Source organism: Thermomonospora umbrina (assembly GCF_003386555.1).
Classification (GTDB): domain Bacteria; phylum Actinomycetota; class Actinomycetes; order Streptosporangiales; family Streptosporangiaceae; genus Thermomonospora; species Thermomonospora umbrina.
This window is the reverse complement of the sequence record NZ_QTTT01000001.1, coordinates 5,519,494-5,546,445: the sequence shown is the minus strand read 5'-3', so window position 1 is coordinate 5,546,445 and position 26,952 is coordinate 5,519,494. Positions and strand designations below refer to the sequence as shown.

General features: G+C 71.0%; 26 protein-coding genes and 2 riboswitches. Of the genes, 11 read left to right on the top strand and 15 right to left on the bottom strand.

Features of this window, described 5'->3' with window-relative positions; all coding sequences use genetic code 11:
• Positions 1-7 precede the first annotated feature (7 nt).
• From qcrB to ctaE, 4 genes are read right to left on the bottom strand one after another with little or no spacing between them, the layout of a single operon-like run.
• Positions 8-1,642, bottom strand: coding sequence for a cytochrome bc1 complex cytochrome b subunit (gene qcrB / locus DFJ69_RS24785; protein WP_116024823.1), 1,635 nt, complete (start codon positions 1,640-1,642; stop codon positions 8-10).
• A complete protein-coding gene (gene qcrA, locus DFJ69_RS24780) occupies positions 1,639-2,757 on the bottom strand; it encodes a cytochrome bc1 complex Rieske iron-sulfur subunit (protein WP_116024822.1) in 1,119 nt (372 codons plus the stop codon). Before qcrA ends, qcrB begins: the two co-directional genes overlap by 4 nt.
• A complete protein-coding gene (gene qcrC / locus DFJ69_RS24775; RefSeq protein ID WP_116024821.1) occupies positions 2,754-3,665 on the bottom strand; it encodes a cytochrome bc1 complex diheme cytochrome c subunit in 912 nt (303 codons plus the stop codon). Before qcrC ends, qcrA begins: the two co-directional genes overlap by 4 nt.
• Before the next feature lie 42 nt (positions 3,666-3,707).
• Positions 3,708-4,367: an aa3-type cytochrome oxidase subunit III gene (ctaE, locus tag DFJ69_RS24770; protein WP_116024820.1), complete on the bottom strand. Its 660-nt coding sequence runs from the start codon at positions 4,365-4,367 to the stop codon at positions 3,708-3,710.
• An 82-nt stretch (positions 4,368-4,449) separates the two neighbouring features.
• On the opposite strand from ctaE, the gene DFJ69_RS24765 reads away from it, so the two are divergent.
• Both DFJ69_RS24765 and trpD read left to right on the top strand, forming a co-directional pair.
• Entirely contained in the window at positions 4,450-4,899 is a 450-nt protein-coding gene (locus tag DFJ69_RS24765) for a response regulator transcription factor (RefSeq protein WP_170177768.1), read from the top strand.
• A gap of 86 nt (positions 4,900-4,985) precedes the next feature.
• A complete protein-coding gene (gene trpD / locus DFJ69_RS24760) occupies positions 4,986-6,044 on the top strand; it encodes an anthranilate phosphoribosyltransferase (protein ID WP_116024819.1) in 1,059 nt (352 codons plus the stop codon).
• Between the two features lie 16 nt (positions 6,045-6,060).
• Here the strand turns inward: trpD and DFJ69_RS24755 are convergent, their stop codons facing one another.
• The 3 genes from DFJ69_RS24755 to DFJ69_RS24745 are packed head-to-tail and all read right to left on the bottom strand — an operon-like array spanning position 6,061 to position 8,980.
• Positions 6,061-6,342 carry an Lrp/AsnC family transcriptional regulator gene (locus DFJ69_RS24755; RefSeq protein ID WP_116024818.1) on the bottom strand — a complete coding sequence of 94 codons (282 nt, stop codon included), beginning with the start codon at positions 6,340-6,342 and terminating at the stop codon, positions 6,061-6,063.
• 52 nt (positions 6,343-6,394) lie between these two features.
• On the bottom strand, positions 6,395-7,141 hold the full coding sequence (locus DFJ69_RS24750) for a rhomboid family intramembrane serine protease (protein ID WP_116024817.1): 747 nt from the start codon (positions 7,139-7,141) through the stop codon (positions 6,395-6,397).
• A gap of 51 nt (positions 7,142-7,192) precedes the next feature.
• Positions 7,193-8,980 carry a DEDD exonuclease domain-containing protein gene (locus tag DFJ69_RS24745; RefSeq protein ID WP_245974563.1) on the bottom strand — a complete coding sequence of 596 codons (1,788 nt, stop codon included), beginning with the start codon at positions 8,978-8,980 and terminating at the stop codon, positions 7,193-7,195.
• Positions 8,981-9,090: 110 nt separating this feature from the next.
• Here DFJ69_RS24745 and DFJ69_RS24740 point away from each other — a divergent pair, with 110 nt between their 5' ends.
• The 6 genes from DFJ69_RS24740 (at position 9,091) to DFJ69_RS24710 (ending at position 16,451) form a co-directional block, all read left to right on the top strand.
• The gene (locus tag DFJ69_RS24740) at positions 9,091-10,533 is read left to right on the top strand and encodes an NYN domain-containing protein (RefSeq protein WP_116024815.1); all 1,443 of its coding nucleotides are present in this window, start codon (positions 9,091-9,093) and stop codon (positions 10,531-10,533) included.
• Between the two features lie 106 nt (positions 10,534-10,639).
• Complete coding sequence (locus DFJ69_RS24735) at positions 10,640-10,843, top strand: hypothetical protein (RefSeq protein ID WP_116024814.1); 204 nt, start codon at positions 10,640-10,642, stop codon at positions 10,841-10,843.
• A gap of 190 nt (positions 10,844-11,033) precedes the next feature.
• Complete coding sequence (locus DFJ69_RS24730; RefSeq protein ID WP_116026877.1) at positions 11,034-11,960, top strand: C40 family peptidase; 927 nt, start codon at positions 11,034-11,036, stop codon at positions 11,958-11,960.
• 334 nt (positions 11,961-12,294) lie between these two features.
• Positions 12,295-12,471: riboswitch (cyclic di-AMP (ydaO/yuaA leader) on the top strand.
• Between the two features lie 400 nt (positions 12,472-12,871).
• Positions 12,872-13,024, top strand: a riboswitch (cyclic di-AMP (ydaO/yuaA leader).
• A gap of 17 nt (positions 13,025-13,041) precedes the next feature.
• On the top strand, positions 13,042-13,809 hold the full coding sequence (locus DFJ69_RS35705) for a CHAP domain-containing protein (RefSeq protein ID WP_245974777.1): 768 nt from the start codon (positions 13,042-13,044) through the stop codon (positions 13,807-13,809).
• A gap of 63 nt (positions 13,810-13,872) precedes the next feature.
• Positions 13,873-15,141, top strand: coding sequence for a hypothetical protein (locus tag DFJ69_RS24715; RefSeq protein ID WP_116024812.1), 1,269 nt, complete (start codon positions 13,873-13,875; stop codon positions 15,139-15,141).
• Complete coding sequence (locus tag DFJ69_RS24710; protein WP_116024811.1) at positions 15,138-16,451, top strand: M48 family metallopeptidase; 1,314 nt, start codon at positions 15,138-15,140, stop codon at positions 16,449-16,451. Before DFJ69_RS24715 ends, DFJ69_RS24710 begins: the two co-directional genes overlap by 4 nt.
• 17 nt (positions 16,452-16,468) lie before the next feature.
• Here the strand turns inward: DFJ69_RS24710 and DFJ69_RS24705 are convergent, their stop codons facing one another.
• The 4 genes from DFJ69_RS24705 to ctaC all read right to left on the bottom strand — a co-directional run bounded on the left by DFJ69_RS24705 (position 16,469) and on the right by ctaC (position 20,865).
• The gene (locus tag DFJ69_RS24705) at positions 16,469-17,794 is read right to left on the bottom strand and encodes a L,D-transpeptidase (protein WP_245974562.1); all 1,326 of its coding nucleotides are present in this window, start codon (positions 17,792-17,794) and stop codon (positions 16,469-16,471) included.
• A 204-nt stretch (positions 17,795-17,998) separates the two neighbouring features.
• Entirely contained in the window at positions 17,999-18,409 is a 411-nt protein-coding gene (locus DFJ69_RS24700; protein WP_116024810.1) for a cytochrome c oxidase subunit 4, read from the bottom strand.
• Positions 18,410-18,412: 3 nt separating this feature from the next.
• Positions 18,413-20,089, bottom strand: a complete 1,677-nt coding sequence (gene ctaD, locus DFJ69_RS24695; protein ID WP_116024808.1) for an aa3-type cytochrome oxidase subunit I — start codon at positions 20,087-20,089, stop codon at positions 18,413-18,415.
• Entirely contained in the window at positions 20,086-20,865 is a 780-nt protein-coding gene (gene ctaC, locus DFJ69_RS24690; protein WP_116024806.1) for an aa3-type cytochrome oxidase subunit II, read from the bottom strand. The genes ctaD and ctaC overlap by 4 nt, the downstream gene beginning before the upstream one ends.
• Before the next feature lie 165 nt (positions 20,866-21,030).
• Between ctaC and DFJ69_RS24685 the strand changes: the two genes are divergently transcribed.
• Together DFJ69_RS24685 and DFJ69_RS36515 are read left to right on the top strand one after the other, a co-directional pair.
• Complete coding sequence (locus tag DFJ69_RS24685; RefSeq protein ID WP_245974561.1) at positions 21,031-22,194, top strand: cysteine desulfurase family protein; 1,164 nt, start codon at positions 21,031-21,033, stop codon at positions 22,192-22,194.
• A gap of 157 nt (positions 22,195-22,351) precedes the next feature.
• Positions 22,352-22,573, top strand: a complete 222-nt coding sequence (locus tag DFJ69_RS36515) for a sulfurtransferase TusA family protein (protein ID WP_425453426.1) — start codon at positions 22,352-22,354, stop codon at positions 22,571-22,573.
• A 40-nt stretch (positions 22,574-22,613) separates the two neighbouring features.
• Here the strand turns inward: DFJ69_RS36515 and DFJ69_RS24675 are convergent, their stop codons facing one another.
• Together DFJ69_RS24675 and DFJ69_RS24670 are read right to left on the bottom strand one after the other, a co-directional pair.
• A complete protein-coding gene (locus tag DFJ69_RS24675; protein ID WP_116024803.1) occupies positions 22,614-23,588 on the bottom strand; it encodes a carbohydrate kinase family protein in 975 nt (324 codons plus the stop codon).
• A gap of 209 nt (positions 23,589-23,797) precedes the next feature.
• Positions 23,798-24,160 (bottom strand): HesB/IscA family protein, encoded by a 363-nt coding sequence (locus tag DFJ69_RS24670; RefSeq protein WP_116024801.1) that lies wholly within the window; start codon positions 24,158-24,160, stop codon positions 23,798-23,800.
• Positions 24,161-24,416: 256 nt separating this feature from the next.
• On the opposite strand from DFJ69_RS24670, the gene nadA reads away from it, so the two are divergent.
• Complete coding sequence (gene nadA / locus DFJ69_RS24665) at positions 24,417-25,598, top strand: quinolinate synthase NadA (protein ID WP_245974560.1); 1,182 nt, start codon at positions 24,417-24,419, stop codon at positions 25,596-25,598.
• A 147-nt stretch (positions 25,599-25,745) separates the two neighbouring features.
• Here nadA and pspAA read toward each other — a convergent pair whose 3' ends face one another.
• Both pspAA and DFJ69_RS24655 read right to left on the bottom strand, forming a co-directional pair.
• A complete protein-coding gene (gene pspAA / locus DFJ69_RS24660; RefSeq protein ID WP_116024800.1) occupies positions 25,746-26,024 on the bottom strand; it encodes a PspA-associated protein PspAA in 279 nt (92 codons plus the stop codon).
• Entirely contained in the window at positions 26,021-26,836 is an 816-nt protein-coding gene (locus DFJ69_RS24655; RefSeq protein WP_170177767.1) for a PspA/IM30 family protein, read from the bottom strand. The genes pspAA and DFJ69_RS24655 overlap by 4 nt, the downstream gene beginning before the upstream one ends.
• Positions 26,837-26,952 lie beyond the last annotated feature (116 nt).

The following is a 26,952-nucleotide window of genomic DNA, read 5'->3' as shown; positions in this document are numbered from 1 at the left end:
GGGCGGCCTAGTGCGTGAGCTCCTTGTGGCCGCCCTCGCCCCCCTCGACCTCGTGGTGGTCGTCGTGCTCCTCCACCGGAATGTCGTCGAAGGTCCAGTAGCGGTAGAGACGGCCCCGCAGGTGGCCCACCGGCCCCTTCGAACCGGGCGCCGGGATGCCGTTGGCGTCGGCGCCGGGCAGCGCGGGCGACGTGTTCTCCTTGCTGAGGAGGACGGCGCGCTCCTGCTCCTTGGCCGCCTCGTGCTTCTCGCTGAACGCGCCGTCCGGCGACATCAGGATGATGCCCGCCTCGACGCCGTGGTGCATCGTGGCGGCGTCGCTGCGCTGCAGGCCGAGGCAGACCCGCTTGGTGATGATGTACGCCAGGATCGGGCCGATGATGACCGCGAACCGGAAGAACCAGGTCGTGGCGAACAGCGACACGTGGAACTTCTCGGCGATCACGTCGTTGCCGCCGGCCAGCCACAGCAGACCGTAGAACGCGACGGCGGCCATGCCGACGCCGGTGCGGACCGGGGCGTTGCGCGGGCGCTCCACGGTGTGGTGCCAGCGCCGGTCGCCGGTGACCCACTGCTCGATGAACGGCCACAGCGCGGCGCCGGTGAAGATGATGCCCAGCGGACCCAGGGCCGGGATCAACACGTTCCAGCTCACGGTGTGGCCGAACGCGGTGGTCTCCCAGTTGGGCATGATCCGCAGCGAGCCCTCGAGGATGCCCATGTACCAGTCCGGCTGCGAGCCCGCCGAGATCGCGCCCGGGTCGTACGGACCGAACAGCCAGATCGGGTTGATCTGCGCGAACGTCGCCATCAGCGCGACGACGCCGAAGGTGAACAGGAAGTACGCGCCGGTCTTGGCCATGAACACCGGGTAGAACGGGTAGCCGACCACGTTCTCGTTGGTGCGCTGCGGGCCGGGCATCTGGGTGTGCTTCTGATGCCACATGATCATCATGTGCGCCGTCACCAGCGCCAGGATGATGCCCGGGATGAGCAGCACGTGCAGGGTGAACAGGCGCGGGATGATCTCGCCGTTCGTGCCGTGCGGGAACTCGCCGCCGAACAGGAACATGTAGATGTACGTGCCGACCACGGGGATCGACTCGGCGACGCCCTGGGTGATCCGCAGGCCCGTGCCGGACAGCAGGTCGTCGGGCAGCGAGTAGCCGAACAGGCCCTCGACCATGCCCAGCGTGAACAGCCCGATGCCGATGAGCCAGTTCAGCTCGCGCGGCTTGCGGTAGGCGCCGGTGAAGAACACCCGCAGCATGTGGGCGCAGATCGCGCACATGAACAGGATCGCGGCCCAGTGGTGCATCTGCCGCATGAGCAGACCGCCGCGCACGTCGAACGTGATGTGCAGCGTGGACTCGTAGGCGGCCGACATCGGCACGCCCTTGAGCTTCTCGTACGAGCCGTCGTACACCACCTCGTGCATGCTCGGCTGGAACCACAGGGTGAGGAAGGTCCCGGTCAGCAGCAGGATGATGAACGAGTAGAGGGCGATCTCGCCCAACATGAACGACCAGTGGTCCGGAAAGACCTTCTTCATGTTCCGCTTGAAGAAGGTGGTCGAACCGAGCCGGTCGTCGATGAAGTTCAGCGGCCCGGAGACCGCCTTGGGGGGTGCCGGTGTGCTCATCCGCGCTCCCAGAAGCTCGGGCCCACCGGCTCGGGGTAGTCACCGGTGGCGATCAGATAGCCGTCCTCGACCGCCAGCGGCAACTGCGGCAGCGAGCGCGCCGCCGGACCGAAGATGACCTTGGCCCCGTCGGTGGCGTCGAACGTCGACTGGTGGCACGGGCACAGGATGTGATGCGTGGTCTGCTCGTACAGGGCCGCCGGGCAGCCCACGTGCGTGCAGATCTTCGAGTACGCCACGATCCCGTTGACGTGCCAGTTCTCCCGGCCCTTGACCGGCTTGAACCGGTCGGCGGGGATGTTGATGAGGATGGTGACCGCCTTCGCGATGTCGTTCATCGCGTGGTGCGACTCCTCGATCCCCTCCGGCAGCACCGTGATCATGGAGCCCGGGGTGGCGAAGTCGCTGACCCGCAGCGGTCGGTTGGTGCCGTCCACCACGAGGCGGACGCCCTTCTTGCCGTGCTCCTTGGCGTGCTTGACGGCCTCGCCCCAGAAGGTGTGGCGCAGGCGCTTCTCCGGCAGCGGGCCCAGGTCGCGCAGCAGCACCAGCGGCGCCAGCCCGAGCGGGGCGGCGGCCAGCAGCAGCGTGCGGCGCAGCAGCGGCCGCTTGGTGACCGCGCTGTCCCCGGCGCCCTCCAGGAAGTTCGTGGCGAACTCCTCGCGGGTGGGCTCGTCGGAGTACAGGTTGCCGCGCTTCTGGATGATCTGCTTGCTGGTCATGAGGCGGCGGACCCAGATGGTCACGCCGATCGCCATCGCCAGCATCGCCACGGTCATGCCGCCGCCGAGCAGGTAGTTGGAGACCTGCGCGTCGTCGACGCCGTGCATGCCGTTCTCGCCGAGCGTCCCGGCGTAGACGTACGCCGCGATGAAGCCGACGCTGCCGAGCGCGGCCAGCAGGAAGAACAGCGCCACGACGCGCTCGGCGCGCTTGGCGGACTCCTCGTCGAGCTCGGCCCCGGCGCCGTGCGGCGCGGGCTCGCCCTCCGCGGTGACCAGCAGGCGGCCGTCCTGGGCGGGCGTGCCGATCACGCGCTTGGGCGACTGCCGCTGCTCGTGGACCGCGTCGCCGGGCTCGGTGGGCTCGTTGGAGCCGGTGTTGTTGTCGCTCATGACTTCTTCAGCTTCTTCGGCTTCTTTGCGGTCAGCCACATCGCCGCCAGCACCAGCATCGTCATGCCGATCAGCCAGCCGGCCAGCCCCTCGGCCACCGGGCCGATGCGGCCGAGTCCGTTGCCGCCGGGGTTGGGCTCCTCGCGGGTCTCCACGACGTAGGCGATGATCGCGCGCTTCTGCTCGGGCGTGAGCGTGGTGTCGTTGAACACGGGCATCGCCTGCGGCCCGGTCACCATCGCCTCGTACATCTGCGTGGGCGTCACGTCGGAGCTGTCCAGCGGAGGCGCGTACTTGCCCCCGGTCAGCGCGCCGCCGGAGCCGACGAAGTTGTGGCACTGGGCGCAGTTGGTGCGGAACAGCTTGCCGCCGAGCGCGACGTCGCCGCCCCTGGGATCGACCATCGCGGCGCTCGGCACGTCCGGTCCCTTGCCCAGCGACTGGATGTAGTTGCGCAGGTCGGCCAGGTTCTTCTCGGCCTGGGCCTTCTGGTGCAGGGCCTTCTCGCGCAGCTCGTCGTCATGCTGGTCGGTCGGGATGTCGGTGTTGAACTCCGGGATCGGCTTCTTGCGCGGCATCTGCGCGCCGGGGTTCATCGCGGGCATGCGGCCCGTCGACACCTGGAAGTCGACCGACGCGGCTCCGACGCCGATCAGGCTGGGCGCCAGCGGCCTGCCCTTGGCGTCCTTGGTGCCCTCGGCGCTCGGGCCGTGGCAACTCGCGCAGTTCTTGGTGTAGAGCTGCCGGCCGTTGGCCAGATCCGCGGCGGCCTGACTCGCGTTGGCCGCCTCGGCACGGTCGGTGCGCGGCGAGAATCCGGCGTAGATCGCGCCGATCGCCGCCAGGGCCGCCAGCACGACGGCGTAGCCCGCCCACGGGCGCCGTCGCCATGCGGTGAACCTTTTCACGGATATCCCCGTTCGGGTCATGTCGGTAGGAGTAGGCAGGGACTAGTAGTCGAGCAGGTAGATCACCCCGAACAGGCCGATCCAGACCACGTCGACGAAGTGCCAGTAGTACGACACCACGATCGCGCTGGTCGCCTGCTCATGGGTCCACCGCTTGGCCGCGTAGGTACGGCCCAGCACGAAGAGGAAGGCGATGAGCCCGCCCGTCACGTGCAGCCCGTGGAACCCGGTGGTCAGGTAGAACACCGAGCCGTAGGGCGACGACGACAGCGTCAGGCCGTCCTTGGTGACCAGGTTGTAGTACTCGTAGACCTGGCCGCTCACGAAGTACGCGCCCATGAGGAAGCTCAGCACGTACCACTCGCGCAGGCCCCACCGGGTGAAGTTCAACAGGCCGCCGTCGCGTCCGACCTTGCCCGCCTCGGCCTTGAACACGCCCATCTGGCAGGTCACCGAGGACAGCACCAGGATGAGCGTGTTGAACGAGGCCAGCGGGAGGTCCAGGGGCGCGCCGGGCCATGCGTGCTCGCCGTCCTGACCGATGATCACCGAGCGGATGGTGAAGAACATCGCGAACAACGCCGCGAAGAACATCAGCTCGGACGACAGCCAAACGATCGTCCCCACGCTCACCAGGTTGGGACGATTGGTCCGAGCGTGCGGAGTTGTCTGTATCGCGGATGCTGTTGCCACGGGCAGCATTATTACGTCACCCGGTCGCGGTCTCGCGCATGACCCCCCGTTAGGGGCTCCTCCGCCACCGGACCCGGTAGCCTTGCGTGCCATGAGCACCTCCCCGTCCGGGGCCGCCGGCGCCCCCGACAGCAGCGCCCCGATGAAGGTCCTGGTGTACAGCGACGACGCCGACACGCGCGCCCAGGTGCGGATGGCGATCGGCCGGCGGCCCGCCGCCGACCTCCCCCCGGTGGAGTTCGTGGAGATCGCCACCCAGCCCGCCGTGGTCGCGCGGCTGGACGAGGGCGACATCGACGTGGCGATCGTGGACGGCGAGGCGCAGCCGGCCGGCGGGCTCGGCGTCTGCCGACAGGCCAAGGACGAGGTCTACGACTGCCCGCCGTTCGCGGCGATCATCGCCCGGCGCGACGACGGCTGGCTGGCGACCTGGTCGCGGGCCGACGCCGTGGTGAGCATGCCGCTGGACCCGATGGCGCTGGCCCAGGCCGTCGCCGGCCTGATGCGGCGGCGACTGGACTCCCGGCTGCCGGTCCGCTGACCGAACGCCCACCGGGACCCTCTTTCCCTCGGGCGCACCCGTCTGCGCCTTCTCTCACGCACTCGAACGCATCGCTTGGGGAAAACATGGACGCGCGCACGACGTGGCCCGCACTGCTCAACGCCCTGCTCGACGGCGAGTCGCTCTCCTCGGAGGAGACCGCGTGGGCGATGAACGAGATCATGGCGGGCGAGGCCACCGACGCGCAGATCGCCGGGTTCGCGGTCGCGATGCGGGCCAAGGGCGAGACGGTGGCCGAGGTGGCGGGCATCGCCGACGGCATGCTGGCGAACGCCACCCCGTTCGAGGTGCCCTCCGATCCGGGCTCCCCGATCGCCGACCTGGTCGGCACCGGCGGCGACCGGGCGCACACGGTCAACTTCTCCACGATGGCCTCGATCATCGCCGCCGCGTCCGGCGTCCGGATCGTCAAGCACGGCAACCGGGCGGCGACGTCCGCGTGCGGCTCGGCCGACCTGTTGGAGGCGCTCGGCGTCGCGATCGACCTCTCCCCCGAGCGCACCGCCCGGGTCGCGGAGGAGGTCGGCATCACCTTCTGCTTCGCCCCGATCTTCCACCCTGCCTTCAAGCACACGGCCAAGGCCCGCCGTGAGCTGGGCATCCCGACGGTCTTCAACTTCCTGGGCCCGCTGACCAACCCGGCGCGCACCCGCGCGCAGGCCGTCGGCGTGTTCCACCCCCGCATGGCCGGCGTCGTCGCGGGCGTCTTCGCCGAGCGCGGCTGCTCCTCGCTGGTCTTCCGCGGCGACGACGGCCTGGACGAGCTGACCACCACGGCCACCTCCACGGTGTGGGTGGTCCGCGAGGGCACCGCCGAGCAGGTCACCTTCGACCCCGCCGACCTGGGGCTCGCCCGCTCCACGGCCGAGCAGCTCCGCGGCGCCGACGCCGCCTACAACGCCCGGGTGGCCCGCGGGCTCTTCGCCGGCGAGCCCGGCCCGGTCCGCGACATGACCCTGCTGAACGCCGCCGCCGTCATGGTCGCCGCGGCCGGCAGCCCGCCCGCCGCGGAGCTGACCGAGTCGCTGCGCGAGGCGTACGCGCGGGCCGCCGAGACCGTCGACTCCGGCGCGGCCTCGGCCCTCCTGGCGCGCTGGACCGAGGTCTCCCAATCCCTCAGGTGACGCCGTCGGGGGCCCGCTAGTCGGGCATCCCGAGGGAGAAGGCCGCCTCCAGGTCGTGCTGGGAGTAGGTCTCGAACGCGATGTGCGTCTCGGTGTCGAGGATGCCGGGGACCTTGTTGAGGCGGCCGGGGATGACCTCGGCCAGTTCCTCGTGGCGGCGCACCCGCACCATCGCGATCAGGTCGTACTCCCCGGTGATGGAGTAGACCTCGCTGACCCCGTCCAGGGCGGCGATCTGCTCGCCCACCTCCGGGATGCGGTCGACGTCCGTCTTGATCAGCACGATCGCGGTGATCACTGGTCCTCCTGCCTCGTCGGGTCGCCCGGCAGCCTATCGGGGCCGGCCCGGGTCACTCCCCGGCGAGGGCGACGGCGCGGCGGGCGGGGCCGACGCGACGGGCCATGAGGGCGAACAGGAGGCCCGCCACGAAACCGTAGATGTGGGCGACGTAGGCGACGTTGCTCTCCTCGTCGCCCAGGGACACCCACTGGAGGACGAACCACAGGCCCAGGACCACCCAGGCCGGGAGGCGACTGACGATGATCGGGGGGACGTAGCTGACGATGCGACCGCGCGGATTGAGGATGAGGTAGGCGCCCAGGACCCCCGCGATGGCGCCGGACGCGCCGATCAGCGGGACCGTGGAGTCGGGAGAGGTGAAGGCGAAGCCGTAGACGGCGACGAGACCGAAGAACAGGTAGCTCAGGAGGTAGCGGAGCCGGCCGATGCGGTCCTCCACCCCGGCGCCCAGGACGAACAGCATCACCACGTTGCCCGTCAGGTGCAGCCAGTCGCCGTGCAGGAACATCGAGGTGAACGCCGACACCCACGGGTCCTTCTCGAACGGCTCGACCGTGCAGGGGCCCACGTGCGCGGGGGGCGGCTGCTGCCGACCGGTGGTCAGCTCCTTGGGGATCGCGCCGTGCTCGAGGGTGAACTCGAGGGCGTTGCACCCGCGGACCTCGCCGGTGCCGTGGGCGAGGGCGAAGTTGGCCATCGGCGTCAGGACGAAGACCACGACGTTGACCGCCACCAGCAGATAGGTCACCAGCGGGGCACGCCGGGCGGGCTGGCTGTCGTACAGCGGCAGGGCCACGCACGTCTCCCCTCGGCTCCACCGGATCACCGAACGCCTGAATCGTCCCGATCACCTTAGTGGCCGCCCGGGGCGGCGGGTGTCGCGTTCGTGGTCGACCGGGGCGTAGGCGCGGTCGATCCGGGCGCGCAGCCCCTCGGCCCCGTGGACGGGACAGCTCCAGGTGCCGTCGACCTCCACCAGCCGGGCGCCGGGACCGTCGAGCCAGCGCAGCACGCACTCCATCTCCTCGGCGGTGGCGCTGCCCGCCGGGCCCGGCGCGGGGAAGACGGTCTCGGAGGTGGCGACGACCGCGTCCACGTAGGGCCAGGGGTGCGCGCCGCGCGGGATCGTCCCGGTGCCGGCGAGCCTGCCGTGACGGACCACCGCCAGGTCCCAGCCGCCGCCGAACCCGGGGCGGGCGGCCACGAGCTGGGGGCATCCGGCGAGCGCGGCCAGGCGCTGGGCCCGGGCCGCCGCCCGGACGAACGCCGCCAGCCGGTCGCGCTGGGCCGCCGCCTCCTCGTAACGGAGCTCGACGGCGAGGCGGTCGATGCGGACCTGGGCGGCGGCGAGCACGGGGCGCACGTCGCCCTCCATGATGCTGCGGGCCGTGTCGGCGTGCCGGGCGTACGCGTCGGGGGGCTCGCGCCCCTCGCAGGGCGCCCCGCAGCGGCCGATCTCGCCGAGAACGCATCCGCGGGCCCGGCCCTGCTCGATCAGCCGGGGTGTCAGCCGCTGGGTGCACTGGCGCAGCGGCACCGCCTCGTGCAGTGCGGCGCGCGCCTCCTCGGCGACCCGGGTCGAGCCGAAGGGACCGAGGTAGACCGCCTCGTCGTCGCGGCACTCGCGGACGATCGACAGGCGCGGGAACGCCTCGGAGAGGGTGAGCTTGAGCCACAGCGCCCGCTCGGGGAACTTCGACCGCCGGTTGTAGCGGGGCTTGTGCTCGGCGATCAACCGCAGCTCGCGGACCTCCGCCTCCAGACCGGTGGCGCACACGATCGGCCGGACGCTCTCGGCCAATCCGACCATCTCGCGCACCCGCCGACGCGTCTCGGACGCCGTGAAGTAGGAGCGCACCCGGGTGCGGAGGTCGCCGCTCTTGCCCACGTAGAGGACCTCGCCATGGGCGTCCTCGAACAGGTAGACGCCCGGGGCGCTGGGCATGCCGTCGGCCAGGTGGCGCTTGCGCTGCTGGTCGGGGGTGGGGGTCTTGGCGAAGGCCCGCATCTCCTCCAGGGACTGCACGCCGAAGGACCCGATCCGCTCGATCAGCCCGTGCAGCACGTCGACGGTCGCCTTGGCGTCGGCGAGCGCGCGGTGGCACGGCTCGGTGCCGGCGCGGAAGAACCGCGCCAGGGTGCCGAGCCGGCAGTTGGGCACCTCGTCGCGGGTGAGCACCCGGCGGGCCAGGTCGGCGGTGTCGACCACCGGGAACGACGGCCAGGCGTAGCCGTGGGAGGCGCAGGCGGCCCGCAGGAAGCCCATGTCGAAGGGGGCGTTGTGGGCGACCAGGACGCAGCCGCGGGCGAACTCCAGGAACGCGGGCAGCACCGACTCGATGCGCGGCGCGGCGGTGACCATCTGCTGGGTGATGCCGGTCAGCACGGTGATGAACGGCGGGATGGGGGCGCCGGGGTCGACCAGGGTGCCGAACTCGCCGAGGTGCTCGCCGCCGCGCACCTTGACCGCGCCGATCTCGGTGATCGCGGACTCGGCCGGGGAGCCCCCGGTGGTCTCCAGGTCCACCACGACGAAGGTGACGTCCGCCAAGGGGGTGCCGAGATCGTCGAGGGTGCCCTGCACGCCAGGGGCCGTCCGCCCGGCGGCCCAGTCGGCGATCCGGTCAGTCGTCATGGCGGCGACCGTAGACCCGACCTCCGACATTTCAGTCCGGTCACCCCCCGCTCGGGGGCGGTCAGGGGGCTCTAGGGTGGAGGCGTACGCTTGTGCGTTTGCGATCCGACATGCGTTTGCGATCGAACTTTGCGTGGAACGCCGGTGAGAACCCGGTTTGCACGCCGTCCGGCGCGGCCGAGCCTGGGAGGAGCACGATCATCGACAGCGGCCCGGAAACCCCCGAGGTCCCGCGCGAGCCGCCGGAACGGCTCGACGGCCCGCTGCCGGAGGCGGTGCGCCTTCGGGTGGTGGAGGCCGCCGCCGACGTGATCGGGACGCTGCCGATGGACGAGGTGCCCGCGCCGCTGCGCCCGTTCGCCCGCTGGGAGCGCCGCAAACGCGCCAGGCACGCCGGACGCCACATCGCCCCGCTCCTCGAACGGGACGCCGTGTTCCGGGAGAAGGTCGCGGTCCCCGTGCGGGCGGCCCGCCCCGAGTTGGTCGACGCGGTGGAGGCGGACGCCGTCCCCCCGGCCGCCGACCCGATCGAGATCGCCGTCATCGCCTACCTCGTCCGCCCCCCGGGGTGGCCGCGCATGGTGGAGGCGGCCCGTAAGGAGTTGGAGCGCTCGGCCAGCGCCGCCGAGGACGAGGCGCACGAGCGCCGGATCTCCGCGCTGCAGGAGGAGCTGACCGCCGCCCGCACCGGACGCGCCCAAGAGGTGGAGCGGCTGCGCACGGAGCTGCGCGAGGCCAAGGCGGAGATCTCCGACCTGCGCCGCAGGCTGCACGAGGAGCGGGTGGCCGCCCGGGCCGCGCGGCAGCGGGCCGACGCGCTGGCGGCCGAGACCGAGCGGGAGCGCGCCGCCGCCAAGGAGGCCGGCGCCACCGCCGACAAGGAGCTGCGCAAACTGCGTGCGAGGCTGGCGCAGGCCGAGGCCACCGCGGAGAACGCCAAACGCGCCGCCCGGGAGGGCCGCAACGTCGACGACGTCCGGCTGCGGATGCTGGTGGACACGCTGGTCGACGCGGCCCAGGGCGTGCGGCGGGAGCTGGCGCTGCCGTCGATGATCGCCCGCCCGGCCGACGTGGTGGGCTCCGTCGCCCCCGAACGCCCCGCCCACCGCACGCTGCCCGGCCGGGCGCTGCCCGACGACGACCCGCAACTGCTGGACCGGCTGTTGACCCTGCCCCGGGTGCATCTGATCATCGACGGCTACAACGTCACCAAGGCCGGGTACGGCGAGTTGCCGCTGTCCGACCAGCGGGGCCGGCTGGTGAGCGGCCTCGGCGGGCTGGCCGCGCAGACCGGCGCCGAGATGACCTGCGTGTTCGACGGCGCGGAACTGGACGCCCCCGTGGTGATGGCCGCCCCGCGCGGTGTCCGGGTGCGGTTCAGCAGGCCGGGGCAGACCGCCGACGAACTGATCGGCGAGCTGGTCCGGGCCGAGCCCCCCGGACGGCCCGTGGTCGTGGTCTCCTCCGACCGCGAGGTCGCCGACGCCGCCCGACGCGCGGAGGCCCGGCCCGCGCCCTCCCGGCTGCTGCTGCGCCGCCTCGGCCGCACCTGAACGCCGCCTCCGCCGCCCCGCCCGCCCGTCCCGTGCCTTCTCCGGGTTCTGTCGTACCCGTCGCTTAGCGTCGTGGCGTCGGTACGACGAGGCGAGGAGGAGACCCATGATGATCGATTGCGACACCTGCACGGTGCGGGCCTGCGGGGACTGCGTCGTCACCACGCTGCTCCGGGTCGGCGGGCCCGCCCCGCCCGACCGGGCGGTGCATCTCGACGATCGCGAGATGGCCGCGCTGGACCTGTTGGCCGGTCTGGGCATGGTCCCGCCGCTCCGTCACGGGGCGTTCCCACGGAGCCGCGCTTCGTGAAAATTTCACCACGAAGAGTGACCGAATCGGATTTACCACTGGAGAAACCCACGAATCGGTTGTGACCGGTGTGACCCGTCGCTAGTGTCGTCCGCCGAAGAGGGTGGACCGAGAGGGGCGTTACGCGACCGTGGCCAGCCAGAAGACCCGCCGGATCTGGGCGACCGCATGTCTCACCGTCGCGACGACGGTGGCACTCCCCGTCACCACCGTGGGGGCGGAACCCACCCCGCCCTCGGCCTCGTCGGTGCAGAAGCAGCTCGACAAGCTGAACGAGCAGGTCGACAAGCTGGTGGAGAAGTACAACCAGGCCGGCGAGGACCTGAAGACCGCCAAGGCCAAGCTGAAGGCGGCCACGAACGCCGCCAAGATCGAGCGGGCCGACTTCGACAAGGCCCGTCGCCGGGTGGCCCAGATGGCCGCCGACGCCTACAAGAACGGCGACATGGCCGATCTGAAGACCTTCGTCGCCGGCGGCGACCCGCAGGTGCTCCTCGACCAGAACGCGGTCTTCACGCACCTGTCCCGCAACCGCAGCAGCGAGCTGACGGTGTACCTGGCCGCCGCCCAGCGCCTGCAGCGCCGCCAGGCCCAGGCGCAGGAGGCCTACAACGACGTCCGGCGGCGGCACGCCGACCTCAAGGGCCAGAAGAAGAAGGTCGAGAAGGCGATCAACGACCAGGAGAAGCTCCTGCGTCGTCTGGGCGTCCCCCCGGACCGGCCCCGCAGCGGTGGTGGCGGCACGTACAACGGCCCGGCCAGCGGCTCGGCGCGCGTGGCCCTGCAGTACGCCTACGCCCAGCTCGGCAAGCCGTACGTGTACGGGGGCTCCGGGCCGAACGGCTACGACTGCTCGGGTCTGATGATGCGCTCCTGGGGCGCCGCCGGGGTCAACCTGCCGCGCACCACGTACTCGCAGCGCAGCGCCACCAAGACGGTCTCCAGGAGCAACCTGCAGCCGGGCGACCTGGTGTTCTTCAGCAGCCTCGGCCACGTGGGCATGTACGTGGGCAACGGCCAGATGATCCACGCCCCGCGGACCGGCAAGAACGTCGAGGTCGTCCCCATCACCTCGGGCTACTACGCCTCGAACTTCCACAGCGCCGGGCGTCCGTAGCCCTCACCGCGGCCCGTGCGCCCCCCGTCCCGGGGGCGCGGGGCACGGGTCCATGAATCTCGCTTGACCGGGAATGAACCCTCGGAGGGGTTGGTTTTACCCCCTGACACCCTGGAGCAGGCGCACACAGAGTCCTCGTGACCCAGCTCATGTCCGTTTTGCGGATGATTTGCCTTCTCCTGGCGGTTTGGTACCTTATGTCGGACAGCGGCGCTTCCCATGCGTCGCACGGACGGTCCCGAGCGGATCGGCCGGCACAATCCAGGAACTCATCAGAATCAGAGCCGCATCAGCGGCCACGCCGAGTCCGGACATCGTTCTCCGCGCGCACACTCCACCGGCACCGCCGGACCGGGGGGCGCGGGAGGGGTTCCGGAGCCGGGGACCCACAGGTACCCCGGGGTGAATCGGCGCCTCTTGCCCGTGGATCTCTCCGCAGGTGAGACGTGCCGTAGGGCGACTTCCCGCCCGAACCCGTCAGCTAACCCGGTAGGCGTCTGGAAGAAGGAGTCAACCCTGTCCAGCCACGCTGTCCACAGCCTCCCCCGCCGCGCGAAGCTCGCCGGCGCCGCGATCGCCGGAACCCTGGCGCTCACCCCCCTCCTCGTCCTCGCCACCGCCACACCGGCGGAGGCCCCCACCGGCGGGGCCGTGAGCGAGATCGTCAAGCAGGCGCAGACCACCACCTGGCACGAGCACCGGCACACCGGCCCCCATGCGGCCGGAACCGCCGGGCCCAGAGGTCCGCACCGCTGACCCACTCCCGGTGCCCCTTCCACGGCACCCGCCCATGTGACCGATCAGGTCCATGAGGCCCTCATGACCTCTCCCTCCGGCGCGGTCTGACGCCGCGCCGATCCCCCCTGCACAGCAGGGATCCGTTCGCACAACTCAGTCGGACGTCCGTCCGTGGACGTCCGCCGCCGAGTCCGCATGCCCTCATCCAGGGCGACGCGGAGCCGGGGACCCACTTTGTCCCTGGGGTGAATCGGCCGATCCGGCCGTAGGGCGACTTCCAGCCCGAACCCGTCAGCTAACCCGGTAGGCGGCCAGGAAGCAGAGGAGCACAGCTTTGACCGGCATGCGCCGCATCACCCGCATCACCAGCACCTTCCAGAACAAGCACAACGCCGTGGCCAGCGCCCTGGTCGCCGGCGCGGTCGCCACCACCGCGCTGACCGTCGCCACCCAGGTCCCCTCCCCGTCCGCCGCCGCGGCCATCGCCGAGCAGGGCGCCAAGGCCCCCAACGGTGCCCGCGCCGAGCTCCTGGCCGACGCCAACGCCGAGGTCAAGGCCGCCAAGAAGGGCGAGAAGAAGGCCAAGCGCGAGGGCAAGACCCTGACCGCCACCAAGATGGTCAAGGCCGAGAACATCATCGCGCTGGCCAAGTCCCAGGTGGGCCACTCCGAGGACGGCGCCGGCAAGAGCAAGTTCGGCCGTTGGTACGCCGGCACCGAGCGCGCCAAGGAGACCATGCAGCGCGACGCCGGCGGCGGTAGCCCGAAGATCTACGAGGACGCCGCCTGGTGCTCCATGTTCATCTCCTGGCTGGGCGACCGGACCGGGTTCACCGACCAGATGGGCGCCGACGCCTGGACCATCGAGCACGCCGAGTGGTTCAAGGACAAGGGCCGCTGGGGCACCGAGCCCAAGCCCGGCGCGGTCGTCTTCTTCGACTGGGACGGCGGCAAGAGCATGGACGCCATCGACCACGTCGGCCTGGTCACCAAGAACCTGGGCGACGGCGAGTTCGCCACCGTCGAGGGCAACAGCAACGACGCCGTCGAGTCCAAGACCCGCGGCACCGACAAGGTCGTCGGGTTCGGTTACCCCGACTACGCCAAGTGATCACCAGTGATCACCACGGCCGACCGTGCTCGTCATCGGTGATCTGTCCATAGGATCACCGGCATGGACGACGCACCGGTGAGCCCCCCGACCGGCACCGGCCGGCGCCTCGCGCGCCGGCCGGTGTTCGTCGTTCTGGCCCTGGTCACCGCGCTCGTCCCGACTGCCGGCGCGACGTGGTTCGCGACCCGTCCCGACGGGTCCGTCCGGTCCCCCGGATCCACCGAGGTGACGGACGGCCCCGCGATCCCACCCGACCCGGCGGCCGTTCGGGCGATCCTCGACGGCCGGGCCCGCGCGGTGAGGGACCGCGACCGCACGGCGTTCCTGTCCACCGTCATCTCCGCGCCCCCGGCCTTCCGCGAGGCGCAGCGGACCCTCTTCGACAACCTGACCAGGCTCCCCCTGGAGTCATGGCGTGAGAAGCCGGACGACTCCGCCCAGGGCCCCGGAGCCACGGTGAAGGTGTCCCTGCGGTACCGGCTGCGGGGCTTCGACCGCCGCGACGTCGTCCGGACCCGCCACCTGACGTTCGCCCCGCGCGGCGGGTCCCGCTGGACGATCACCGGAGACGGCACGGCGGTCGGGTTGCGCGACGACCCCGACATCTGGGACGGCGGGCCCCTCACCGTCGTGCGCGGCGACCGGAGCCTGGTGATCGGCGCCTCCCCCGCGCTCCGCGAGATCGCCGACCGGCTCGACGAGGCGGTGCCGGCCGTGTCGGGTGTGGTGGGCGACCGCTGGGCGCGCAGGGCGGTCGCGCTCGTGCCCGCCGACGACGGCCACGCCGCACGGCTGGTGGCCTCGGGCGACGATCTGACCGGCATCGCCGCGCTGGCGACGTCCGGTCCCTCCCGCGAGGACCGGATCGTGATCGCCCCCGGCACGTTCTCCCGCCTCAACCCGCTCGGTCGCGAGGTCGTGCTCACCCACGAGCTGACGCACGTCGCCACCGGCGGCGCCCGCGACGGCCGGACACCCGTGTGGCTGATCGAGGGCCTGGCCGACTACGTGGGCTACAAGGGGACGGACGTCCCGGTGCGTTCGGCGGCCCGGGAGCTGCATCGCGAGGTCGCGGACGGCCGACCACCCGCCGCGCTCCCCGGCCCCGACGACTTCGGCGGCGGATCGGACCGGCTCCCCCAGTCGTACGCCGAGGCCTGGCTCGCGTGCCGGCTCATCGCCGAGCGGTACGGCGAGGACAGGCTGCTGGAGCTGTACCGTGCGGCGGGCCGCCGCTCCCAGGAGGCCGCGCTGCGCTCGGTCCTCGGGATCGGCACCGCCGGATTCACCGCCCTGTGGCGCGATCATCTCCGGAAGGAACTGCGATGAACGGCCTCCGGCGGGCCCGTACCGCCGCCCTGATCACCGCGGTGGCGCTGTTCGCGGCCGTCGGCGTCGTCCTCCTGCTCACCACGCCGTGGGAGTCGCTGCCGGGCGAGCCCCCCGGCGGCGCGGTGCGGCCCGATCCCACGTCGGACTTCTCCCCCGCCGAGCTGGCCCGGTCGGCGGCCTTCGACGCGGCGCTCAACCCGCCCGTCTACCTCGACCTGGTCATCGGCCTCGCGGCCGTCCTGGTGCTGGGCCTGACGCCGTGGGGCGCCCGGTTCCTCGGCCGCTGCACCGCCCGGGTGGCCCGGCGACCGCTGCGGCTGATCGTCGCGGTGGTGGCGCTGACGACGCTGCTGTGGGCGATCGGGCTGCCGTTCGACGTCTGGCGCGAGAACGTCCTGCGCCGGTACGGGCTGTCCACGCAGACCTGGTCGACCTGGTCGGTGGACCAGCTCAAGTCGCTCGGGCTCCGCTGGGTGATGTGGACGGTCATCGTGCTGCTGCTGTTCGCGCTCGCCCGCCGCCTCCCCCGCTACTGGTGGACGGCCGCCGCCGCCGGCGGTTTCGCGCTGGTGGTCGCGGTGTCGTTCCTCTACCCGCTGGTCGTGGAGCCGGTGTTCAACACGTTCCGCCCGCTGCCCGCCGGGACGCTGCGCACGGACCTGCTGCGGATGGCCGACCGGGACGGCGTCCCGGTGAAGGACGTGCTGGTCGCCGACGCGTCCCGCCGGACGACCTCCCTCAACGCGTACGTGTCCGGGTTCGGGTCCACGCGTCGCATCGTCGTGTACGACACGCTGCTGAAGTCGCCCCCGGCGCGGGTCGAGTCGATCGTCGCCCACGAGCTGGGCCACGCCAAGCGCAACGACGTGCTCTACGGCACGCTGGTGGGCGCCCTCGGCACGTCCGGGGCCGTGTGCCTGCTGTACCTCGTGCTGACGTCGCCGGGGCTCCGGCGCAGGGCCGGGCTGACGAGCGAGGGCGACGCAGCGGACGCGGACGCGCGTTCCGTCGCCCTGCTGCTGGCCGCCGTCGTCGTCCTGACGCAGGTGAGCGGGCCGGTGCACAGCCTGGTCAGCAGGCAGATCGAGGCCCGCGCCGACGCGCACGCGCTCGCCCTGACCCGCGACCCGGCCACCTTCGTGTCGATGCAGCACGAGCTGTCGGTGCGCAACATGTCGGACCTGCGCCCCAACCCGCTGGAGTACGTCCTGTGGTTCAGCCACCCCAGCGGGCCCGAGCGCATCGCCATGGCCCGCACGTGGGCCCGGCTGCACGGCGTTCCCGAGCCGCCCGCACGCAGGCCCTGACCCCGGCGGGCGGCGGGTCAGCGACGGGGCGTGGCCGACGGAATGGCCGCCGAGGGCGAGGACGTGGGGGCCGGCTTCCGCGAGGGCGGGCGGGCCGCCTGCACCTGCGGGAGCGGCTCGGAGCCGTCGGGGCCGATGGACAGCGCCTGCTTCAGGGCGCTGCCCGCCACCCACTTCTTCCAGCTCAGTTGCCAGTAGCCCCAGCCGTTCTCCGGCTCCAGCTCCCGTTTGGTGCCGGTGACCCGGTAAGGGTCGCCCCGGAGGCTGAAGTTGTAGAACCAGCGGGCCGCCGACGGGGACATGTTGACGCAGCCGTGGCTGACGTTGGCGTGCCCCTGCGAGCCGGTCGACCAGGGGGCGCTGTGCGCGTACTCGCCGCTGTTGGAGATCCGCACCGACCAGTACACGGTCTGCCGGTAGTAGTCCGGGCAGCCGGGCCCGCAGCCGACCGTGGACGAGTCCATGATGACCGGGTTGCCCTTGTCCATGGTCAGGTGGTGGCCGTTGGTGGTCGTGTACTTGAGGATCCCGCCCCGGCCCATGCTGATCGGGAAGTTCCGGATCCGCTTGCCGTTCCGGTAGACGATCATGCGGTGGGTCTTGGCGTTGGCCACGCTGACATGGGAATCGCCGGTCTTGAACCTCAGATCGAGGTCCTTGGTCGCATAGCCGTTGCGGACGGCGCGCACCCCGTTGAGGTGGCCGATCAACCTGACGTCGGTGTGCGCGGGCCAATGCCGGTGGGTCCGGAACACCACGCTCTGGTCGTCGAACCAGTGCCAGGCGCCCTCGACCCGCTTGCTGGAGCGCACCTCCAACGCCCGCTCCACCGCCGCCCGGTCGGCGACCTTCCGGCTGAACCGCAGGATGATCGGCATCCCGACGCCGACGGTCTCGCCGCGGTCGGGCGCCTCGATCGTCGTCGCGACCGCCTGCTTGACCTTCTGCGTGGTGAACGTGCTGGTCACCGTGCGGGTGCGACCGTCCGCGCCCAGCGCGGTGGCGGCCACGTCGTACCGGGTCCCCGGGGTCAGCGACCAGCGCGACCGCCAGTGGCTCCGGTCGCCGCCGGCGACACCCTCCACGTCGGCCCCCCGGGCCCGGACGGTGACGTTCTGCAGCGTCCCGTGGGCCGCCCTGACCTCGATCGGGCTGTCGGGCGGCACCGAGGTGAGGGACGGCGCCCGCGGCACCACGGTCAGACCGACCGGCCGTGCGGCGGGATCCGGTCTGCGCTCCTCCGCGCAGCCGGCGAGGCCCGCGGCCAGGGTGACGGCCACGGACAGGGCCACGCCCGGACGCAGGAACCGCCGGGCCTCTGATCTCCGGACGTTGACGTCCACCCTCACAACCCCCCGTGCGTTCGTCTGGACGACCCGCGCACCACAATGTCCCGTTTTGCCCGCGAATATGCGGAGGCCGGAAGAATGCAGAATTGCGCCGATGGCGGCGCGGGTCACTCGCGATCCCCGGACGGGACAATTATGAAGGGGACCGGCACCCGCTGGTAAGCGGACACCGGCCCCCTTAGGAGACCTTTTGCCTAATCAGTGCTGAAAGTGGCCCCGGTAGTACTCGAAGACAAGCCCGACACAGCTCATCAACGTCGCGGCGACCCCGAAGACCACCAGCCACCAGCCGAAGACGAAGCCCAGCGAGACGCTGGCCGCGCCCAGGGCCACGAACAGCGGCCACCAACTGTGCGGGCTGAAGAAGCCCACCTCACCGGCCGCCTGCGCGATCTCCCCCTCGGGGTCGTCCTCGTACAGCGGCCCGGCGTTGGCCTTCTCGAGCCGCCGGATCGTGAAGTGGATGTAGAAGCCGATCAGCCCGGCCAGGCCGACCGACAGGGCCAGCGCGGTGGTGCCCGTCCAGTCCTTGGACCACAGCCAGTAGACGACGTCGGTGACCAGGAAGAAGACGGCGCACCCGTAGAACATGAACGCCTGTACGCGCATCGGTCAGTGCTCCGATCCGGTGCCGGTGCCCGCGAGCTCGCCCTTGGCGCCCACGTGCGGGTGGTGCAGGTCGAACGCGGGACGTTCCGAACGAATCCGCGGGATCGAGGTGAAGTTGTGCCGCGGCGGCGGGCAGGACGTCGCCCACTCCAGCGAGTTGCCGTAGCCCCAGGGGTCGTCCACCTCGACCTTCTTGCCCTTCTTGGCCGTGATGTAGACGTTGTAGAAGAACGGCAGCAGCGACAGCCCGAGCAGCAGGGAGGCGATCGTGGACACCTGGTTGAGCGCGGTGAAGTCCGGGGTGTAGTCGGCGTACCGGCGCGGCATGCCCGCAGCGCCCAGCCAGTGCTGCACCAGGAAGGTGCCGTGGAAGCCGAAGAACAGCATCCAGAAGTGCACCTTGCCGAGCGTGTCGTTGAGCATCTTCCCGGTGAACTTCGGCCACCAGAAGTAGAAGCCCGCGAACATGGCGAACACCACCGTGCCGAACACCACGTAGTGGAAGTGCGCCACCACGAAGTAGGAGTCCGACAACTGGAAGTCCATCGGCGGGGAGGCCAGGATGACGCCGGTCAGCCCGCCGAACAGGAACGTCACCAGGAAGCCCAGCGACCACAGCATCGGCGACTCGAACGTCAACTGCCCTCGCCAGATCGTCCCCACCCAGTTGAAGAACTTCACCCCGGTGGGCACCGCGATGAGGAACGTCATGAAGGAGAAGAACGGCAGCAGCACCTGGCCGGTCACGTACATGTGGTGCGCCCACACCGTCGCCGACAGGCCCGCGATGGAGATGGTCGCGATGACCAGACCGACATAGCCGAACAGCGGCTTGCGGCTGAACACCGGCAGGATCTCCGTCACGATGCCGAAGAAGGGCAAGGCGATGATGTACACCTCGGGATGCCCGAAGAACCAGAACAGGTGTTGCCACAGCAGCGCCCCGCCGTGCGCGGCGTCGAAGATGTGCGCGCCGAACTTGCGGTCGGCCTCCAGCGCCAGCAGCGCCGCCGCCAGCACCGGGAACGCCAGCAGGACCAGGATCGAGGTCAGCAGGATGTTCCAGGTGAAGATCGGCATCCGGAACATCGTCATGCCGGGGGCCCGCATGCACAGGATCGTGGTGATGAAGTTGACCGCGCCCATGATGGTGCCGAAGCCCGACATGGCCAGGCCCATCACCCACATGTCGCCGCCGACGCCCGGCGAGCGGACCGCGTCCGACAGCGGGGCGTAGGCGAACCAGCCGAAGCTGGCCGCGCCGCCCGGCGTCAGGAAGCCGGCGATCACGATCAGGCTGCCGAACAGGAACAGCCAGTAGGCCAGCATGTTCATCCGCGGGAACGCCACGTCGGGCGCGCCGATCTGCAGCGGCATGATCACGTTGGCGAAGCCCGCGAACAGCGGGGTCGCGAACATCAGCAGCATGATCGTGCCGTGCATGGTGAACAACTGGTTGAACTGCTCGTTGCTGACCACCTGCAGGCCCGGCTTGTACAACTCGGCCCGCATCAGCAGGGCCAGCACACCGCCGATCAGGAACATCACGAACGAGGTGATCAGGTACAGGTAACCGATCACCTTGTGGTCGGTGGACGAGGCCCAGGACGCGATGAGGCGTCCCTTGCTCGTCCGGGCCGCGGCGAGCGGTGCGCTCGGAGCGTGGCTGAGCGTGGTCACTTGGCTCCCCCAGCCGCCTTCGAATCGGCGATGAACTTCTGGTATTCCTGCGGTGTGACGACCTTGAGCTGGAACAGCATCCGGCTGTGGTCGACACCGCACAGCTCGGCGCAGCGGCCCTCGTAGAGGCCGAGCTTGGTCGCCTTCACCTCGAACTCGTTCACGTAACCGGGCATGACGTCCTTCTTGTAGAGAAGGGCCGGCACCCAGAACGAGTGGATGACGTCATTGGAGTGCAGCCGGAAGCGCACGTTCTGCCCGGCCGGGATCATCACCTGCACCTTGCTGGGGGCGTCCGGCTGGACGGGCACACCGGCCACGGAGGCGACGGTGGGCGCGTTCGCGGCGAGGCTCTCCTTGTAATCGAACTGCCAGCTCCACTGGAAGCCGTGCACGTCGATCACCGCGGCCACGTTGTCGCTCGTCTTCTCGACATAGGACTCGTCGCGTGCGGTGAAGTAGAAGAGCACCGCGATGATGACGAACGGGACGGCCGTGTAGAGGATCTCGATCGGCAGGTTGTAGCGCACCTGCGGCGGCAGGTCGTCGGAGCGCTTGCGGTGGAACAGCACCGCCCAGATGATCAGACCCCAGACGAGGCCGCCCACGGCGAACGCCGCGATCCAGGAGCCCTGCCACAACTGCAGCATGCGCTCGGCCTGCTCGCTGATCGGCTCGGGCATGCCAAGGCGGGACGCCTCACCGCTGCATGCGGTGGCGGTCATCGCCAGGAGGGCCAGCGCGCCGGCACTGGACAACGCGCGGCGACCGCGCACCGGCGTACGCCGCTCCCTTGAGCGGGTCGGACTCACGGAATGCCTTCCCCACAGATGAAGCCCGGTGTTCCCGGGCGGTCAGGTCGGTACTTCACACGTGTGCGAGACACCCTAGCGCGAGGGTCGGGCACCCCCCGGACGGGGTGCCCGGTTAGTGTCGTTGACGTGCCCTCTCTACCTGGAGATCGTCCCGGAGCGTACTTCGACGCGGCCTCCACCGAGCCGCCGCACCCGGCGGCGCGCGAGGCGCTGCTCGGAGCCCTCGACGCCGGCTGGGCCGACCCCGCCCGGCTGTACGGTGCGGCGCGCGGCGCGCGACTGCTGCTGGACCGGGCGCGGGCCCGGACGGCGGGGGTGCTCGGCGTGCGACCGGACGAGGTGTACTTCACCACCTCCGGCACGCAGGCGGTGCATCTGGCGGTGCTGGGGGGGCTGCGGGCCCGCCGCCGCGCGGGACGCCACCTGGTGATCGGCGAGGTGGAGCACTCCAGCGTGCTGCACGCCGCCGAGCAGCACGAACGGGAGGGGGGCGAGGTCACCCGGGTCGGCGTGGACCGCACCGGCCGGATCGACGTCGACGCGTTCGCCGCGGCCCTGCGTCCGGACACCGCGCTGGCGTGCCTGCAGTCCGCCAACCACGAGGTCGGGACGTTGCAGCCGGTGGACGAGGTGGCGGCGATCTGTCGGACCGCCCGGGTGCCGCTGTTCGTGGACGCCGCCCAGTCCGTCGGGCGGACGGACGTCCCCGAGGGCTGGTCGATGCTGGCCGCCAGCGCCCACAAGTGGGGCGGGCCCGCGGGGGTGGGCCTGCTGGTCGTCCGCAAGAACACCCGGTGGCGCTCGCCGCTGCCGGACGACGAGCGCGAGGGCCGTCGCGTCCCCGGGTTCGAGAACGTGCCCGGCGCGGTCGCGGCGGCGGCGGCGCTGACGGCCTACCGGGAGGAGATGGTCGAGGCCGCCCCCCGACAGTCGGCCCTGGTGGACCGGATCCGCGCGGAGGTCCCCCGACGGGTGCCCGACGTGGAGGTGGTCGGCGACCCGGTCCGGCGGCTGCCGCACATCGTCACGTTCTCGTGTCTGTACGTCGAGGGCGAGGCGCTGCTGACCGAGCTCGACCGGCTGGGCTTCGCGGTATCGTCCGGAAGTTCGTGCACGGCCGATACGCTGCGTCCGAGCCACGTGCTGGAGGCGATGAAGGTGATTACCCACGGGAACGTCCGGGTATCGCTGCCCCGTGACGTACAGGCCCCCGACGTCGACAGGTTCCTCGCCGTGCTGCCGGACACCGTGGGCCGCCTGCGCCGCAGTGCCGGCATGACCACCGCGTGACAGCGCTGACAGGAGGCGCAGCCCCCTCATGATGTTCCGAGGCCGCGGCACCCGCGGATCAGGCAGGGCGAACGGCCGCGGGCGACGCCCCGACACGACGCCCGAGCGGGCCCCCGAGGCCGTCCCCGTCCCGGCGGCCGAGGCCGGGCCCCCGCCGGTGCTGGTGATCGACGCGCTCGGCCGCAAGTGCCCCATCCCGATCATCTGGCTGGCCGAGCGGATCCGCGAGGTCCCGGTGGGCGAGGTCGTCGCGGTGCTGGCCGACGACGTGGCCGCCCGTACCGACGTGCCCGCCTGGTGCCGGATGAAGTCGCAGGAGTTCGTCCGCGAGGAGACGCTCCCTCGGGGGTGGGCGTTCCACATCCGGCGCTGCTACTGACGACCCCCGTGGGCGGGCCGGGCCCGCCCACGGTGACGGGTCAGGAAAGGTGCGGGGCCACCTCGTCGGCGGCGACCTGACCGTAGGCCTCCGCGAGACGGACCAGGAAGTCCTGCTCGATCAGGCGGTACTCCTGCGGGCCCTGCGTCTCCAGGACGTGCACGGCCAGCAGGTTGCCGACCTGGGCGGCGCGCTCCAGCGGCAGGCCCCAGGAGTTCGCGGACAGGAACCCGGCGCGGAAGGCGTCGCCGACCCCGGTGGGCTCGACGGCGGTCTCCACCGGGGCGGCGGGCACGTGGATCTCCGGCTGGCCCTTACGGGTGATGACCACGCCCTTGGGGCCGAGGGTGGTGATCCGGATCTGGACGCGGTCGAGGATCTCCGCGTCGCTCCAGCCGGTCTTCTGCTCGCACAGGCCCTTCTCGTACTCGTTGGTGAACAGGTAGAGGGCGCCGTCGATCAGGGAGCGGATCCCGTCGCGGGACATTCGGGCGAGCTGCTGGGAGATGTCGGCGGCGAACGGGAGGCCGCGCTCACGGCACTCCTCGGTGTGCCGGACCATCGCCTCGGGGTCGTTCGGGCTGACCAGCACCAGGTCGAGGCCGCCGACCCGGTCGGCGATCGGCTGCAGCTCGATCTCACGGGCCTCGCTCATCGCCCCGGCGTAGAACGAGGCGATCTGGTTGTGGTCCTCGTCGGTGGTGCACAGGAAGCGCGCCGTGTGCCGCAGCTCGGACACGTGGACGGACTCGGTGTCGATCCCGTGCCGCTCCAGCCAGGAGCGGTAGTCGGCGAAGTCGTCGCCGACGGCGCCGACCAGGACGGGCGCCAGGCCCAGCGACGCCATGCCGTAGCAGATGTTGGCGGCGATCCCGCCCCGGCGGATCTCCAGCTCGTCCACCAGGAACGACAGGGAGACCTTGTGGAGCTGGTCGGGGATGAGCTGGTCGGCGAACTTCCCGGGGAAGGTCATCAGATGGTCGGTCGCGATGGATCCGGTCACGGCGATGCGCACGGCGTCGCTCTCCTCGTCGGTGTCGTCCGGCTATATGTCCGGCTGTGTCAACCCCGCGAAGTCTCACGGGTGCCGCCCTGGGGGCCTGCAAAGGTTAACGTCCATCGCATCACGGAGCGCACCCGGTGCGCACCCCCGAGGGACAAAGGGAACGGCCCGGGTGCGCGCTGCACCCGGGCCGTCCCGGAGTCCGTCCGGCGGTCCGCCGGTCAGTTGAACGAGTCGCCGCAGGCGCAGGAGCCCGTGGCGTTCGGGTTGTCGATCGTGAAGCCCTGCTTCTCGATGGAGTCGACGAAGTCGATGGTGGCGCCGGTGAGGTAGGGCGCGCTCATCCGGTCGACGCGCACCGACAGCCCGTCGAACTTCTGCACCTGGTCGCCGTCCATCTCGCGCTCGTCGAAGAAGAGCTGGTAGATCAGCCCGGAGCAGCCGCCCGGCTGCACGGCGACACGCAGCGCCAGATCGTCGCGGCCCTCCTGCTCCAGCAGGTCCCTGGCCTTGGTGGCCGCGGCGTCGGTGAGGACGACACCCGTGACCTGCTCCGTGGTCTCCTGCGTGCTCTCTACCGTCATGTGTTCTGCTCCCGGTCTAGCTCCGCCGGCCGTCCGGCGACGGTCGCGTCCTGTTGTCCATCCGACTGAGGGCATGACCCCCGAAGACGTCTGCTGCGCCTCTTCGCAACACCAACGTACCCCGGGCCCCGTGCATTCCGTCTACCCGAGGGGATCCGCCGTCTCGGCCGGACCCGGTGGATCGTGCATCGCCCGGTATGTGCCACCATTAGTCGTCAGAGCGACGATAAGTCCCCGTCGCCGAAGGGAGACTCCCGTGACCACCACCCCGGAGATCGCCGCCACGGACTTCCGCGAACCGCGGCTGCCGCTGCTCCTGCTGGGCGCCGGGACCGACCCGGCCAGCGAGCGCGGCGTGGACTGCCCCGGCGAGCTGCCCCCGGCCTCCGACCCCGACCTGGTGGAGCGTGCCAGGGCCGCCAAGGCCGCCCTGGGCGACCAGGTCTTCGTGCTGGGGCACCACTACCAGCGCGACGAGGTCATCCGGTTCGCGGACGTGACCGGCGACTCGTTCAAGCTCGCCCGCGAGGCGGCGGCCCGCCCCGAGGCCCCGTACATCGTCTTCTGCGGCGTGCACTTCATGGCCGAGTCCGCCGACATCCTGACCGCCGGGCACCAGGCGGTGGTCCTGCCCGACCTGGCGGCCGGCTGCTCCATGGCGGACATGGCCACCTTCGACCAGGTCGAGGAGTGCTGGGAGGTCCTGGAGGACATGGGGATCGCCGACGACGTGGTCCCCGTCACGTACATGAACTCCTCGGCCGACATCAAGGCGTTCGTGGGTCGCCACGGCGGCGTGGTGTGCACCTCGTCCAACGCCCGACGCGCGCTCGACTGGGCGTACGCGAAGGGTTCGAAGGTCCTGTTCCTGCCGGACCAGCACCTGGGGCGCAACACCGCGGTGCTGGAGATGGGCCTCGCGCTGGACGACTGCGTCGTCTACAACCCGCACCGGCCGGACGGCGGGCTCACCCCCGAGCAGTTCCGGGACGCCCGGATGCTGCTGTGGCGGGGGCACTGCTCGGTGCACGGGCGGTTCAGCAAGGCGTCGGTGGACGACATGCGCGCCCGGGTGCCCGACGTGAACATCCTGGTGCACCCCGAGTGCAAGCACGAGGTCGTCGTGGAGGCCGACCGCGTCGGGTCGACCGAGTACATCATCAAGACCCTGGACGCCGCCCCCGCGGGCTCGTCCTGGGCGATCGGAACCGAGTTGAACCTGGTGCGGAGGCTGGCCGGCGCCCATCCCGACAAGAACGTCATGTTCTTGGACCGTGCCGTGTGCTTCTGCTCCACGATGAACCGGATCGACCTGCCGCACCTGGTCTGGTCGCTGGAGTCGCTGGCCCGGGGCGAGGTCGTCAACCGGATCCAGGTGGACGAGGAGACCGCGCACTACGCCAAGGTCGCCCTGGACCAGATGCTCGCCCTCCCCTAAGGCCCGGAGATCGGCGCCAGGGGGTGGGGTTCCCCGCATATCAGGGGGTTCCGGGGCTCGTCCCGCCGGGCGGGTGCCCGAGGCGGGCCCCGGCGAAGTCGCCCGCAGGGCGACGAGCTGGGGTCGCCCGGCCGCACCCGTCCGCCGTCAGTCGGGGATGAGCCCCTCGTCTCCGAGCATCCTGCGGACCTCGTCCATGGCGGAGTCGGCCGGCGGCAGGATCAGCTCGGAGGGCTCCAGACTGTCGGCGGGCAACGGCCTGCCCATCTGGCGGACGTTGTCCAGCAGGTCGTGCAGGGCGGCGCGGAACCGGGCCTCGTCACCGGCCTCGATCGCGGCCTCCACCTGATCGTCGAGCTTGTTGAGGGCCGTCAGATCGGCGGAGGCCAGGTCCAGTTGGCCCTCGCCCATGATCCGGACGATCACTGCGCACCCCCGGGCTGCTGCGGCCACGAGCCGTCCCGCGGGGCCGCCTGCTGCTGCGGGGCCTGCTGGGGCTGGGCCGTCGGGGACCCCGCGTCGAGCTGCTTGGGGGTCGGGGCCTGGCCGAGCTCGGCCTTCATCCGCTCCAGCTCCAGGTCGACGCCGGTGGTGGAGCCCAGCCGGTCCAGCTCCGCCTGGATGTCGTCGCGGGGGCCGGAGAAGTCCTCCAGCGCCCCGGAGGCCAGCAGCTCGTCGATGGCCCCGGCGCGGGCCTTCATGGTCTCGGTCTTCTCCTCGGCGCGCTGGATGGCCAGACCGACGTCGCCCATCTCCTCGGAGATCCCGCTGAAGGCCTCGTTGATCTTCGTCTGGGCCTCGGCGGCGGTGTAGGTGGCCTTGATCGTCTCCTTGCGGGTGCGGAAGGCGTCCACCTTGGCCTGCAGCCGCTGGGAGGCCAGCGTGAGCTTCTCCTCCTCGCCCTGCAGGTTCTGGTACTGCGTCCGCAGGTCGGCGAGCTGGGCGTCCAGGGCGGCGCGGCGGGTCAGCGCCTCGCGGGCCAGGTCCTCGCGGCCCACCTGCAACGCCTTCTTGCCCTGGTCGGTCAGCTTGTTCTGCTGCTGCTCCAACTGCTGGATCTGCAGCTCCAGGCGCTTGCGCGAGGTCGCGACGTCGGCCACCCCGCGGCGGACCTTCTGCAGCATCTCGAGTTGGCGCTGGTAGGAGTAGTCCAAGGTCTCACGAGGATCCTCCATGCGGTCCAGCGCCCTGTTCGCCTTGGACTTGAAGATCATCGACATTCGCTTCATCACGCTCATCGCGCGGCGCCGGTCCCTTCGTGATGTACTCAATAACCACTGCTGGGGTGGTTATCACCCTACGCGTTAACGGTCGGCGGCTCCATGACGTTGCAGGCCCCCGGGTCATGGAGCAG

Coding starts and splice junctions, on each gene's coding strand:
- qcrB (WP_116024823.1), bottom strand. CDS start 1,642: ATGAGCACACCGGCACCCCCCAAGGCGGTCTCCGGGCCGCTGAACTTC.
- qcrA (WP_116024822.1), bottom strand. CDS start 2,757: ATGAGCGACAACAACACCGGCTCCAACGAGCCCACCGAGCCCGGCGAC.
- ctaE (WP_116024820.1), bottom strand. CDS start 4,367: ATGCTGCCCGTGGCAACAGCATCCGCGATACAGACAACTCCGCACGCT.
- DFJ69_RS24765 (WP_170177768.1), top strand. CDS start 4,450: ATGAGCACCTCCCCGTCCGGGGCCGCCGGCGCCCCCGACAGCAGCGCC.
- trpD (WP_116024819.1), top strand. CDS start 4,986: ATGGACGCGCGCACGACGTGGCCCGCACTGCTCAACGCCCTGCTCGAC.
- DFJ69_RS24745 (WP_245974563.1), bottom strand. CDS start 8,980: ATGACGACTGACCGGATCGCCGACTGGGCCGCCGGGCGGACGGCCCCT.
- DFJ69_RS24740 (WP_116024815.1), top strand. CDS start 9,091: ATGCGTTTGCGATCGAACTTTGCGTGGAACGCCGGTGAGAACCCGGTT.
- DFJ69_RS24735 (WP_116024814.1), top strand. CDS start 10,640: ATGATGATCGATTGCGACACCTGCACGGTGCGGGCCTGCGGGGACTGC.
- DFJ69_RS35705 (WP_245974777.1), top strand. CDS start 13,042: ATGCGCCGCATCACCCGCATCACCAGCACCTTCCAGAACAAGCACAAC.
- DFJ69_RS24715 (WP_116024812.1), top strand. CDS start 13,873: ATGGACGACGCACCGGTGAGCCCCCCGACCGGCACCGGCCGGCGCCTC.
- DFJ69_RS24710 (WP_116024811.1), top strand. CDS start 15,138: ATGAACGGCCTCCGGCGGGCCCGTACCGCCGCCCTGATCACCGCGGTG.
- DFJ69_RS24700 (WP_116024810.1), bottom strand. CDS start 18,409: ATGCGCGTACAGGCGTTCATGTTCTACGGGTGCGCCGTCTTCTTCCTG.
- DFJ69_RS24670 (WP_116024801.1), bottom strand. CDS start 24,160: ATGACGGTAGAGAGCACGCAGGAGACCACGGAGCAGGTCACGGGTGTC.
- DFJ69_RS24655 (WP_170177767.1), bottom strand. CDS start 26,836: ATGAGCGTGATGAAGCGAATGTCGATGATCTTCAAGTCCAAGGCGAAC.